Annotated in this window: 13 protein-coding genes and 1 tRNA gene; 4 read left to right on the top strand and 10 right to left on the bottom strand. The window is 53.7% G+C overall.

What is annotated here, in order from left to right; all coding sequences use genetic code 11:
• A partial coding sequence (locus TH5_RS25905) for a hypothetical protein (protein WP_208638480.1) occupies positions 1-208 on the top strand: 208 nt, incomplete at its 5' end.
• Here the strand turns inward: TH5_RS25905 and TH5_RS17770 are convergent.
• The 4 genes from TH5_RS17770 to TH5_RS17755 form a co-directional block, all read right to left on the bottom strand.
• Complete coding sequence (locus TH5_RS17770; RefSeq protein WP_062959412.1) at positions 169-699, bottom strand: peptidylprolyl isomerase; 531 nt, start codon at positions 697-699, stop codon at positions 169-171. The genes TH5_RS25905 and TH5_RS17770 overlap by 40 nt on opposite strands.
• Before the next feature lie 61 nt (positions 700-760).
• The gene (gene coaD, locus TH5_RS17765; RefSeq protein WP_007091878.1) at positions 761-1,288 is read right to left on the bottom strand and encodes a pantetheine-phosphate adenylyltransferase; all 528 of its coding nucleotides are present in this window, start codon (positions 1,286-1,288) and stop codon (positions 761-763) included.
• Positions 1,289-1,300: 12 nt separating this feature from the next.
• Positions 1,301-4,102 carry a DNA gyrase subunit A gene (gyrA, locus tag TH5_RS17760; protein ID WP_114122969.1) on the bottom strand — a complete coding sequence of 934 codons (2,802 nt, stop codon included), beginning with the start codon at positions 4,100-4,102 and terminating at the stop codon, positions 1,301-1,303.
• Positions 4,103-4,293: 191 nt separating this feature from the next.
• The gene (locus TH5_RS17755) at positions 4,294-5,256 is read right to left on the bottom strand and encodes a DMT family transporter (protein WP_114122968.1); all 963 of its coding nucleotides are present in this window, start codon (positions 5,254-5,256) and stop codon (positions 4,294-4,296) included.
• 151 nt (positions 5,257-5,407) lie between these two features.
• On the opposite strand from TH5_RS17755, the gene TH5_RS17750 reads away from it, so the two are divergent.
• The gene (locus tag TH5_RS17750; protein WP_114122967.1) at positions 5,408-5,788 is read left to right on the top strand and encodes a hypothetical protein; all 381 of its coding nucleotides are present in this window, start codon (positions 5,408-5,410) and stop codon (positions 5,786-5,788) included.
• 11 nt (positions 5,789-5,799) lie between these two features.
• Here the strand turns inward: TH5_RS17750 and TH5_RS17745 are convergent, their stop codons facing one another.
• On the bottom strand, positions 5,800-6,642 hold the full coding sequence (locus TH5_RS17745) for a DUF547 domain-containing protein (protein WP_114122966.1): 843 nt from the start codon (positions 6,640-6,642) through the stop codon (positions 5,800-5,802).
• 133 nt (positions 6,643-6,775) lie between these two features.
• Between TH5_RS17745 and TH5_RS17740 the strand changes: the two genes are divergently transcribed.
• Complete coding sequence (locus TH5_RS17740; RefSeq protein WP_114122965.1) at positions 6,776-7,579, top strand: putative metalloprotease CJM1_0395 family protein; 804 nt, start codon at positions 6,776-6,778, stop codon at positions 7,577-7,579.
• Between the two features lie 33 nt (positions 7,580-7,612).
• Here the strand turns inward: TH5_RS17740 and TH5_RS17735 are convergent, their stop codons facing one another.
• The 3 genes from TH5_RS17735 to TH5_RS17725 form a co-directional block, all read right to left on the bottom strand.
• Entirely contained in the window at positions 7,613-7,999 is a 387-nt protein-coding gene (locus TH5_RS17735; protein ID WP_114122964.1) for an ester cyclase, read from the bottom strand.
• Positions 8,000-8,076: 77 nt separating this feature from the next.
• The gene (gene pyrC / locus TH5_RS17730; RefSeq protein WP_114122963.1) at positions 8,077-9,129 is read right to left on the bottom strand and encodes a dihydroorotase; all 1,053 of its coding nucleotides are present in this window, start codon (positions 9,127-9,129) and stop codon (positions 8,077-8,079) included.
• Between the two features lie 136 nt (positions 9,130-9,265).
• Positions 9,266-9,342 (bottom strand) — tRNA-His (locus tag TH5_RS17725).
• Positions 9,343-9,659: 317 nt separating this feature from the next.
• Between TH5_RS17725 and TH5_RS17720 the strand changes: the two genes are divergently transcribed.
• Positions 9,660-10,661, top strand: coding sequence for a Gfo/Idh/MocA family protein (locus TH5_RS17720; RefSeq protein ID WP_114122962.1), 1,002 nt, complete (start codon positions 9,660-9,662; stop codon positions 10,659-10,661).
• 81 nt (positions 10,662-10,742) lie between these two features.
• Here TH5_RS17720 and TH5_RS17715 read toward each other — a convergent pair whose 3' ends face one another.
• The gene (locus tag TH5_RS17715) at positions 10,743-10,979 is read right to left on the bottom strand and encodes a tautomerase family protein (RefSeq protein WP_114122978.1); all 237 of its coding nucleotides are present in this window, start codon (positions 10,977-10,979) and stop codon (positions 10,743-10,745) included.
• Positions 10,980-11,031: 52 nt separating this feature from the next.
• Positions 11,032-11,745 carry an SDR family NAD(P)-dependent oxidoreductase gene (locus TH5_RS17710; protein WP_114122977.1) on the bottom strand — a complete coding sequence of 238 codons (714 nt, stop codon included), beginning with the start codon at positions 11,743-11,745 and terminating at the stop codon, positions 11,032-11,034.
• Positions 11,746-11,795: the final 50 nt, after the last annotated feature.

The raw sequence follows: 11,795 nt of genomic DNA, 5'->3' as shown, positions 1-11,795 counted from the left end.
ACTGAGCTACGGGCCCTCAACGTTGGTGAAGCGCGTTTTAATGGGACTGGCGGCTGCGGTCAACACCTGTTTTCCATATTTTCCGGGTTTTTACGTTTTCTGGCCCCAAAACGCGAAAGCCGCCCTGACCAAGGACGGCTTTCGGTTGCATTATGTGGCTCAAGGCGCTTATTGCGCGTCTGCCGCGACCTGCATTTTTACAATATGATCCGGGTCTGCAACCCGGCCATTGGCCCAGGGTGCACCACGCTTCAGACCATCAACATATTCCATGCCCGATACGACCTGCCCCCAGATGGTATATTGTCCATCAAGATGCGGCGCGTCGGCAAAGACGATGAAAAACTGCGAATCAGCACTGTTCGGATTGGCGGAACGTGCCATCGAAACCGTACCACGCACGTGATGCTCGTTTGAAAACTCCGCCGGAAGTTTCTGACCGGAACCACCGGTACCATCGCCCTTGGGGTCACCGCCCTGCGCCATAAAACCTTCGATCACACGATGGAAGGTCAGGCCATCATAGAAACCTTCGCGGGTCAGTTCTTTGATACGCTCGACATGTTTGGGCGCCAGATCCGGGCGCAGCTTGATCACAACGCGACCTGCTTCAAGATCCAGATACAGGGTATTTTCCAGATCCTGCGATGCATCGGCCGACTGGGCCTGAGCACCGCCGCCGATTCCACCGTTCGACATGGTCACTATTCCTAATACGAGTACAAAAAGAGATGCGAGACGAATAAAACGCATGGGTGCGCTATTCCTTTTCTTCGGCCAGCTTTTCGTGCAGTCGCTTCAGCACGTTTGCCGGCACAAATTCTGTAACATTACCGCCCAGACGAGCAATTTCCTTCACAAAGCGTGAGGATACGAATTGCTGTTTGTCCGACGCCATTAAAAAGACCGTCTCGACCTTCGGGGCAAGACGGGCATTCATTCCGGCCATCTGGAATTCATATTCGAAATCCGAAACGGCCCGCAGGCCACGAATGATGATGCTTGACCCGTTTTCCTGGGCAAACTGCATCAGGAGCGATCCGAACGGCTTTACGATGGTGCGGGCAGCAACTTCGCCACCCGCAGCCTTAAGAGCCTCTTCGACCAGTGCGCAACGTTCTTCGACCCCAAACATCGGGCCCTTTCCCGCATTGACCGCAACGCCGACAATAAGCTTGTCAACGATGCGGGTCGCGCGACGAATAATGTCCATATGCCCCTGGGTCACCGGGTCAAACGTGCCCGGATAAATCCCGATACGCGAGGCGTTTGAAGACTGTTCGTTCATTGATCTTCCGTTTTATTCGTCGGTGTCGTCAGAACCGGCTTCCACTGCCTCGCTGCTATCTTCGGCAACGACCGGTGCATCATCACCTGATGCGATTTCGATGCCTTCTGCACCTTCTTCGCCATCAAGCTCTTCATCACCATTGTCACCCAGATTGGACAGACGTTCGACAGCAACAACCTGTTCGTCTTCAGCCGTGCGGAACAGGGTAACCCCCTGTGTCTTGCGCCCGGCTATGCGGATATCGTGTGTCGGCATACGGATGACCTTGCCACCATTGGTGACCATCATCAACTCGTCGCCTTCCTCGATCACGAAGGACGCGGCGACATTGCCGTTACGTTCCGACATCTCGATATTGGCAAAGCCCTGACCACCACGGCCCGTCACACGGTATTCATAAGCAGACGTACGTTTGCCATAACCGTTTTCGGTAACCGAAAGAATCAGCTGATCACCAGCGAGAAGTTCGTCGTAACGCTCCTGCGAGAGGATTTCCAACGGCAAAGCATCATCGGCCGAGATTTCCTCGCGGCGTAGTTTGCTTGCGATCGAAAGATACTCGTCACGTTCTTCCATCGAGGCATGATTGCCAAACAGGACAGACATCGCGATGACCGCGTCCTCGTCCGCCAGACGAATACCACGCACACCGACCGAGTTACGACCGGTAAAGACACGAACGTCCCCGACACGGAAACGAATGCATTTACCCAGACGGGTCGTCAGCAGAATGTCGTCGTCATCGGTACAGGTCTGAACCGCGATCAGCTTGTCACCACGATCTTCTTCAAGCTTCATGGCGATCTTGCCGTTCGATTTCACATTCACGAAATCGGCAAGGCTGTTACGACGGACGTTACCTGTCGAGGTAGCAAACATCACATGCAGGTTCGGCCATTCTTCCTCGTCGGGAAGCGGCAGAACCGTTGTGATATATTCGCCCTCCGACAGCGGCAGCAGGTTCACAAGCGCCTTGCCTCGCGATTGCGGCGTGCCCAGCGGCAGGCGCCAGACTTTCATCTTGTAGACCATCCCCTCGGAACTGAAGAACAGAACCGGGGTGTGGGTGTTGGCGACGAACAGTTTGGATACGAAATCCTCTTCGCGCGTTGCCATGCCCGAACGGCCTTTGCCGCCGCGACGCTGTGCACGGTAGGTCGACAGCGGAACACGCTGGATATAGCCGGTGTGCGATACGGTCACGACCATATCTTCACGGGCAATCAGGTCTTCGATGTCGTGTTCGAACTCGGCTTCAAGGATTTCACTGCGACGTTCATTGGCGAACTCGTTCCGCATTTCCGTCAGCTCATCCTTCAGGATGATCATCTTGCGTTCGCGTGAACCAAGGATATCAAGGAAATCTTTGATCTTCTCGCCCAATTCGGTCAATTCGGACGCGATTTTATCACGTTCCAGACCGGTCAGGCGATGCAGACGCAGTTCAAGGATTGCGCGCGCCTGTGCTTCAGAAAGCTTGTAATTGCCATCGTCCGAACCAACCTGGTTCGGATCAGCGATCAGTTCGATCAGCGGAACAATATCGCCCGCCGGCCAGCTGCGTTCCATCAGTTGCTCGCGCGCAATCTGCGGGTCAGCTGCGGCACGAATCAAACGGATGACTTCATCAATATTGGCAACCGCAATGCCAAGACCAACCACAAGATGGGCACGTTCACGTGCCTTTTTCAGCAGGTGAATGGTCCGGCGTGTGATGACTTCTTCGCGGAATTCGACAAAGGCCTGAATGATTTCTTTCAGGTTCATCAATTCCGGCTTGCCACGGTTCAGCGCCAGCATATTGACGCCAAACGACGTCTGAAGCGCGGTAAAGCGGAACAGCTGGTTCAGAACAACATCGGCAACCGCATCGCGCTTGATCTCGATAACCATGCGAACGCCTGAACGGTCAGACTCGTCACGCAGATCGGAAATGCCTTCGATCTTCTTGTCACGGACCAGTTCGGCGATCTTTTCCATCAGGGTTGCCTTGTTCACCTGGAAGGGAACTTCGGTAACAATGATGGCTTCACGGTTGGCGCGGATTTCCTCGACATGGGTACGTGCCCGCATGACGACAGAACCACGACCGGTTTTAAAGGCCGAATGAATACCCGAACGGCCAAGGATCAGTGCACCGGTAGGAAAATCCGGACCATGCACGAATTCCATCAAACCTTCGACGGTGATGGCCGGGTTATCGACATAGGCCATGCAGCCATCGATAACTTCGCCAAGGTTGTGCGGCGGAATATTGGTGGCCATACCGACCGCAATACCGCCCGCCCCATTGACCAGCATGTTGGGAAAACGTGCCGGCAGAACCGATGGCTCCTTGGTGGTTTCGTCGTAGTTGTCGCGGAAATCGATGGTTTCCTTATCGATATCGTCGAGCAGATAATGGGCTGATTTTGCCATGCGGGCTTCGGTGTAACGCATGGCAGCGGCCTTATCGCCGTCCATCGAGCCGAAGTTGCCCTGCCCGTCAATCAACGGCAGGCGCATGGAGAATCCCTGCGCCATGCGAACCATCGCGTCGTAAATCGCGCTGTCGCCATGCGGGTGGTATTTACCCATCACATCCCCGACCACACGGGCGGATTTGCGGAATGGCTTGTTCCATTCAAAGCCGTTTTCATGCATCGCATAAAGGATGCGGCGATGCACCGGCTTCAAACCGTCGCGGACGTCGGGCAGCGCACGGCTGACGATCACGCTCATCGCGTAATCGAGATAGCTGCGGCGCATTTCTTGTTCGATGGATACCGGGATAATATCGCGGCTATCTGGATTGGTCTCTTTGGTGGACAAAAGCCGTGACCTCTTAAACGCTTGATCAGAAATGCTTCAATCGGCGTGACATATGGACATATGCCTGACCAGTGAGCCGGAAAGTATCAGGTTTGTCCGGCACAAACAATATTGACAAATCCGCCCGCCCCGGCATTAGGCACAAACGACGGAAATAATCGTATTTTGCGCAAAATTGCCCTGCCAGAGCGCTACTTTTTGCTGTCGGGTGCGGTCATGATCGGGGTTACGGGGTCACATTCCATTTCGGCAACGTTGCTATCCCTGACCGGTTTGCACCCGAAACGTATCTGCGAAACGGCGATACCGGCCAGAATAACGCCAAGCGCGATGACGCTGGTGGGCTGAGGCACTTCCCGAAGCACAAGAAAACCGACCATCACACCGACTGCAGGCACAAGGTAATTGTTAAACACCACAAAGCTCGCTCCGGCACGCGCAATCAGATACAGGATCAAGAACATGGCAATACCAGTCGGGAAAATCCCCAGATACAGGATCGAAAGCGCGCCATCGACATCCCACCCCATATTCCAGGGCTGATCAACAAACAGCGCAAAGGGTGCCAGCATCACTGCGGCAAAAGTCAGGATCACCGCCGCAGATCCGACGCGCGGCTGATCGCGCAGATTACGCGCCACCAGTGATGAAATCGCGTAGCACACGGCTGCGATCAGAACCGCAAGCTGAAAAACAAGCTGCCCGCCAAGCCCCGTCAGGGTTTCCGGTCCAACCAGAACAATCACACCGATAGTGCCAAGCACCACGCCGAGCGCCTTGCCCGTCGAAAGCTTTTCATCATTCGTCACGAAATGCGCCAGCGCCACCGTCGTCAGCGGCACAACAGACATCAGAATTGCCGCCAGCCCAGCATCGATTTCCGTTTCGCCATAACTTATCAGGAAAAAAGGAACAGAATTCCCCAGCAACGCGACAAAGAAGGTCGACCACCACGCGCGCCGTCCCTTGGGAAGATCGCTTTTGCGGATAAAAGCAAACGCCCATAGCACCAGTGCGGCAACAGCCAATCGCCCGGCCGCAACCACCAGCGGCGAATAGGCATGCACACCGATCTTGATGAAGGTAAACGAACTGCCCCACATCAGCGCCAGCAAAAACAGCAGCGCAAATTCACGAAATCCCGGACGTGTCATCTTCCCAGCCTATTCTTGCCACAGTTTTTGGGCTTTATCGGACATTGAAGCCAACTGACAGCGTTAGAGCCAGGAAACACGAGAATCAAGAAAATAGCTGAAAAATAAACGCTGCAGGCTGTAGTCAGCCATCGGCGGAACGTCTCATCAAATGAAAAGCAGTTTTTTAGCGCAAAACCGCCCGGCGGGCTTTGACGCAGCACAACGCTATTGCAGCGAAAAGATGAAAAAAGATAATGGACACAACTTAATTGTTGCGAATGATTTTCAATCGCCTTACTGTGAGCGCAACGATATGAATGGGATGCGAGCAATGAAATATGTGGATCAGGAACTGACCATCGACGAAATGCTGGACGATCCGATCGTCCAGACATTAATGCGCTATGATGGCATTTCTGCCAGTGACGTTCGTCACACGATTGATCAGGTTTTGCAAAACCGTCTGCCATTGCGCCCTATTCGGGTTCGCAGCAGTGGCGCAGCCCCCCATGACTGGCGAATGACCGGCCTCCGCCCGGATGCTGCTTGAACGCACCCGACTTATGAACCGCTGTCGTTCAATGACCAGTCGTAATGATAGCTGCTGATTGGTAAATCATCGCCGTGGACACTCAGCCATGTTGCGAATTCCAGTCCGGCATAGCGCGCCAGATGATCGGAAAATGCAGCGTCGCTTTTGCCAAAATCGGATCGATACCAGTCAAAAAGCGATGAAAACTCTACCTCTGATCCATCTTCTGCCACTCGTACCGCACGTTCATCCCGGATGAACGCCAAAGCAGCCTTATCAAGCTGTTCTTCTATCCGGCTGCCGTCAAAGGCCGACGCCGCCAGTGCAGGACAACCGATTGAGGCGCAGTTAAGCACATAGTGAATGCGGGGGTCCTGCCAGATCGGACGCAGGATGCGATGCTCAATATCATTCAGGCTCAGTGACCGTCCTTCGATCAGCAGAAATTTTTTGTCCCATGGCCCCACCGAAAACCAGCCAGGCGAAATATTTATGTCGCGAATACTGTCGACCGGATAATGATCCAGGACCACCGCAACGGTTTGCGCATTGTAAAGATTGATCCAGAATGCCATTTGCTGTTCGCGGCTGTATCCATCGATTTCAATGGATTGCATTGCGGCAAGGTAATCTGAAATTTTTGCACGACTTGATGATTTGGCTCCGGCGTAATCAAACTTGGTGACACCCGACGAAACCACAATCAAATGATGATCAAGAACCGTCTGCCAGTCAGAATGATCAATCTCTGTTTCGTTTGAATCCTCATGGGTCTGCCAGTCAGGCCACAGATCGCCATCCGGTGCGGCAATTGCCTCCGGCGGTAAAATTGCCCAAAGCCCAATTACGGCCAGCCCCCATAAACGTTTCAAGTTATCATTTCCCCAGCGCCATCCATGTTCTGTATTCTATGGTCGATCACCCCTTAAAGGTCACATCAAACTGCCGTGATGGCAGAACAGCCAATTTTGTATACTTAACCAACGGTTGATATATAATGACTGTATGACACAGGCCGGTGCAATTCAGCTTATACCCGGCAGTGGCGGGCAACTGGGGCAAGTCATTGCCGCACGTGCCCTGCCCGGCTCCGGGCAACAACAACCGTCGAGTTCGGATCCCGCCGGTGACAATTTTGCTGTGTCACAGTCAAGACCTGTAGCTGTTTCAATTCGCCCGATCAATGGCCCTGCCTCTGGCGTACAGGCACAGGCATCCGATCCGGTAGCCAGTCAGCCTTCCGCACCGGTTAACTTCACGGCATCAATCGTTACCATTATTCAGCAGCTTGATCCGCGCACTCTGCCCGGCGCATCTCCCTCCGATACCCGAAGCAATGCCGCCCAACAACGCGAAGCCCGCGAGGAGATACCCGAAAGTTCCCGCCCACCAACAAGCAATCCGGCCCTTCTGACCGACCGGGAACGAGAGATTGTACGTGAATTGCAGGCACGGGACGCCAATGTCCGGACAGAGGAAGAGAGCCATCAGACCCTTGCTGGTGCGAATGCCGGGATGATCAGTTACAGCTATACCGCCGGTCCCGACGGGCGACTTTATGCCACCGGAGGCAAGGTTAGCATTCACCCGCTTCAGGGCCTTGACGGGATTGCGGCGATTGCCAATCAGGCCGCCATATCGCGCGCCGCCTCCATGCCCGGAACATCATCGGCCGACTTCAATGTTGCGCAGGGTGCCTCACGTAATATCAGTGCGATGATCGCAACGCAGGCCATTGCGGCGGCCGAAAGTTATCGCATGTCTCTCGGACTGGGCAGCGCCACCAATCATTTGGATATCAGTGGCTGAATTCGTGCCCAAATAGCTCGGCACGGGATTAGATTAAAGCTGGGCCTCGACAGCGGCCTTATCGATAACCGACCAGACATCAAGAATTTTTCCGTCCCGGAACTCGTAAAAAACATTCTCCGAAAATGAAATTCTTTTCCCGTTCACGTTAACGCCAAGGAATTTTCCCTGGGGAGAACAGTGGAAGTCAAGGCGACTGCCAACACGCTTTTCATCAGACACCAAAAATTTGATATTGAACCAAAGATCCGGGATCTCTCGGAAATCACGTTCAAGCATTGCCCGATACCCGGACAACCCAACATATTCGCCATTGTACTGCACATCATCGTTAACAAATGTGCCAAGATTGTCCCAATCCTGACGGTTCAGACAATCAATGTATCCGCGGTAAATTTCAGCAAGATCAGGAATGCTCACACGCGTCCTCCCGTTGGCTATTTGCCATAGGGTCGTATCGCGCGAAGCCATGCAGATACGACAACAAGGCCTATTCCTTACGCATAGTGCCAATAAATCGGGAAACCCGGATCAAACACTGTTACCGGACCATCACCGGTATCAATCTTGGACGGAAATGTGGCCGCCTCACTGCGCTTTTCCAGCGTGATCTTGTCGCCATTCAACGGCAGTCCATAGAATTGCGGACCGTTAACCGAGGCAAAGCCCTCAAGCTTGTCAAGTGCCCCTTCTTCCTCGAACACATGCGCCAGAAGCTGGACAGTATTATTGGCGGTAAAGATACCGGCGCAACCACATGCGCTTTCCTTGCGGTCATCGGTATGTGGCGCAGAGTCCGTGCCCAGGAAAAAGCGGACATCGCCGCTGGTAGCCGCCTTGCGCAGTGCCTGACGATGTTTTTCGCGCTTGGCCACCGGCAGGCAATAGAAATGCGGATGAATACCGCCGACCAGAATGGCATTGCGGTTGATGATCAGATGATGGGTGGTGATCGTCGCACCAAGGTTCTTGTCATTGGCTTTGACATATTCAACGCCGTCTTCCGTCGTGATGTGTTCCATAATCACGCGCAGTTCCGGCAAACGCGTGCGCAACGGATCAAGAACGCGGTCGATAAACACCGCCTCGCGGTCGAAAATATCTATTTCAGGGTCTGTAACTTCGCCGTGCACGCAAAGAGGAATACCAAGGCTTGCCATGCGTTCCAGCACCGGCATCGCCTTGTCGAAATCGCGCACACCACTTGCCGAGTTGGTGGTTGCCCCGGCCGGATACAGCTTCAACGCCGTGATCACGCCATTTCGATACCCTTCTTCGACATCGTCGGGATTGCTACCCTCGGTCAGATAAAGCGTCATCAGCGGCGTAAAATCGTGCCCCTGCGGGATGACCGCGTTAATCCGGTCACGATAGGCAATCGCATCCGCGGTCTTGACCACCGGCGGCACAAGGTTCGGCATGATGATCGCACGCGCAAAATGTTCGCTGGTTTCGCCAATAACCCCTTCAAGCATCGCGCCATCGCGCAGATGCAAATGCCAGTCATCGGGGCGGCGAAGGGTAATGCGATTTACTGAATTTGCGGACATGGGGGCGACCTCCTCGGAACCGGAACAAACGAATGGGCGCGAGCGCACAGGCTAACTAGCAGATCAGTCCCGATTTTGGAATTGGAAAGCGGCCAGAAAGACAAAAGGCCAGGCATTTCTGCCTGACCTTTTCACATGGGGCGAGTGATGGGACTTGAACCCACGGCCCCCAGAGCCACAATCTGGTGCTCTAACCACCTGAGCTACACCCGCCGTCGTGTGGCGCGGTTTTTATCGCCGGGAGCCCCGGACGTCAAGCGCATATTTTTACTTTTTTGCCCTGTTTTCCCCGGAACTTCGCAAAGTCGCGCAATTCGGGGGACTGCGGGTTTTACATCGGGTATATCATTCCATCCAATCCGACCGAACAGGCATCCCATCCGTTTGAACATCTTGCATGATCGGGCAAGTGGCCTAATTAAATCAATTCAATATCTTGAACACGCCCGCCATTCCGGGCGAAATTAACACGGCGCACCGGCCTGAACCGTCATGTGCGCCACAAAGAGAAAACAATACGGAGTATCGGAATGAAGTGGGGCGTCATCAGTACGGCAAAGATCGGCACGGAAAAAGTCATTCCGGCCATGCAGGAGAGCGACAAGCTTGAAATCCTTGCCATTGCCGGGCGTGATCTTGAAAAAACGCGCGAAACCGCCCAAAACCTGCGCATTCCGCGCGCCTATGGCTCCTATGAGGAACTGCTGGCCGATCCATCAATCGAGGCGATTTATAATCCACTGCCCAACCATTTGCATGTTGAATGGACGATCAAGGCACTGGAAGCCGGAAAACACGTATTGTGCGAGAAGCCGATCGGACTGGATACCGAAGATGCCAAACGCCTGATCGCAGCCCGCGACAAAAGCGGCAAACACGTGCTTGAGGCCTTTATGGTTCGTCATCATCCGCAATGGCAGGAAGCACGTCGGCTTGTCGAAAGCGGTCAGATCGGCACGATCACCACAGTGCAAAGCATTTTTACCTATTTCAATGCCGATCCGAATAATGTGCGCAACAAGAAGGATATCGGCGGCGGCGGTTTGCTTGATATCGGCTGTTACTGCATCGTCGGCCCGCGCTACATCACCGGCAAGGAACCGGTCCGTGTGGTTTCCCTGATGGACAAGGATCCGAAATTCGGCACCGACCGGCTTGTTTCGGGCATGCTCGATTTCGGAAGCGGCGTTCAGGCAAGTTTTGTTTGCGGCACACAGTCGGCTGCGGTGCAGCGCGTTCATATACTAGGCACCGAAGGACGCATTGAAATCATCATGCCGTTCAATCCGATTCCGGAAAATCCGGCACTGATTCGGGTCGGCACGCAGAAGCAGCCCGGCTTTGACGAAGCACGCGAAATCAAATTCCCGGTTTGCAACCATTATACCCTGCAGGGCGAAAATGCGACGGCGATCTTTAATGGCGAAAGCCCGGTCGATTACCCGATTGAGGACGCCATCGCCAATATGCAAATTCTCGATGCCCTGAACCGTTCTGCACGTACCGGAAGCTGGGAAATGGTCAGTTCCTGATACCTACCGAAAAGAAGACAAAGAAAAGGGCGCAGCTATTTGGCTGCGCCCTTTGTCCTTGTATTTGGCTTGAAACCGGTTTCAGCCGGTCTTTACCGCAGCCTGTTTTCGATGCTCGGTAACCGGAATGCCGCCAACGCCCCAGTTATCTGTCTCGACCTCGTCGATGACAACGAAGGTGCTGTTATGCGGTTTGCCCAGAACCTCGAACAAAAGGTCGCTAACCCCCTTTATCAGGGCCTGCTTTTCTTTGACCGTGGTGCTGGTTTCTCCCGTGGTGGTTCCCTCACGGGTGATCTTGATATTCACATAAGGCATCTTGTTCTCCTTGGGCATTGGCCCGGCTCAACAATTAGGATCAACATCGGAATTACCAGCGACCGGCGTGCTGACCACCATCGACATTCAGGGTTTCACCGGTAACGAAGTCGGCCAGTTCGAGATAACGAACAGCATCAGCAATGTTTTCAACCTCGCCCATTCGTCCCATCGGATGAAGGCCTGCGAAGAATTCGAAATGTTCGGGTGCATGCATCGGTGTTTTGATGATACCCGGCGCAATGGCGTTCACACGAACACCCTGCTTGGCGTACTCAATCGCAAGCCCGCGGGTTACCGAGTCCAACCCGCCCTTTGTAAGGGTCGCCAAACCGGATGGCACCCCCGCCAAAGCCTGATGGACCAAACCAGTTGTAATCTGGACGATATGACCGCGTCCCTGACGGAGCATCAGGGGAATAACGCGCTGCGTAATGTGGAAAAACCCAGCAACATTCACCCGCAGAACATTCTCGAAATCTTCGGCAGAATATTCATGAAACGGCTTGCTGATAAAAATGCCCGCATTATTGATCAGGGTATCAATCCGCCCAAAACGATCTTCGGCAGTTTCAACAATCTTTGCCGCAATCACGGGGTCACTGATATCACCGGCGACAGTTACGACATCGTTATCCGCACTAGTCGCGATGTTGCGAGAGTTGGCAACGACCGCATATCCCAGTTCGCGATAAGTTTTGACAACACCGGCACCAATGCCTTGGGAAGCACCGGTTATGATGGCAACTTTCTGTTCGTTACTCATGACTTCATTCCTTACAAAACTGAACAATGCAGGCATCACAGCCATACTTT

This window comes from Thalassospira xianhensis MCCC 1A02616, from assembly GCF_003326475.1.
Lineage (GTDB): Bacteria > Pseudomonadota > Alphaproteobacteria > Rhodospirillales > Thalassospiraceae > Thalassospira > Thalassospira xianhensis.
The sequence above is the reverse complement of the archived record's forward strand: the minus strand, read 5'-3'. Positions and strand labels throughout refer to the sequence as shown.

Coding starts and splice junctions, on each gene's coding strand:
- TH5_RS17770 (WP_062959412.1), bottom strand. CDS start 699: ATGTCGAACGGTGGAATCGGCGGCGGTGCTCAGGCCCAGTCGGCCGAT.
- coaD (WP_007091878.1), bottom strand. CDS start 1,288: ATGAACGAACAGTCTTCAAACGCCTCGCGTATCGGGATTTATCCGGGC.
- TH5_RS17755 (WP_114122968.1), bottom strand. CDS start 5,256: ATGACACGTCCGGGATTTCGTGAATTTGCGCTGCTGTTTTTGCTGGCG.
- TH5_RS17750 (WP_114122967.1), top strand. CDS start 5,408: ATGAAAAGCAGTTTTTTAGCGCAAAACCGCCCGGCGGGCTTTGACGCA.
- TH5_RS17740 (WP_114122965.1), top strand. CDS start 6,776: ATGACACAGGCCGGTGCAATTCAGCTTATACCCGGCAGTGGCGGGCAA.
- pyrC (WP_114122963.1), bottom strand. CDS start 9,129: ATGTCCGCAAATTCAGTAAATCGCATTACCCTTCGCCGCCCCGATGAC.
- TH5_RS17720 (WP_114122962.1), top strand. CDS start 9,660: ATGAAGTGGGGCGTCATCAGTACGGCAAAGATCGGCACGGAAAAAGTC.
- TH5_RS17715 (WP_114122978.1), bottom strand. CDS start 10,979: ATGCCTTATGTGAATATCAAGATCACCCGTGAGGGAACCACCACGGGA.
- TH5_RS17710 (WP_114122977.1), bottom strand. CDS start 11,745: ATGAGTAACGAACAGAAAGTTGCCATCATAACCGGTGCTTCCCAAGGC.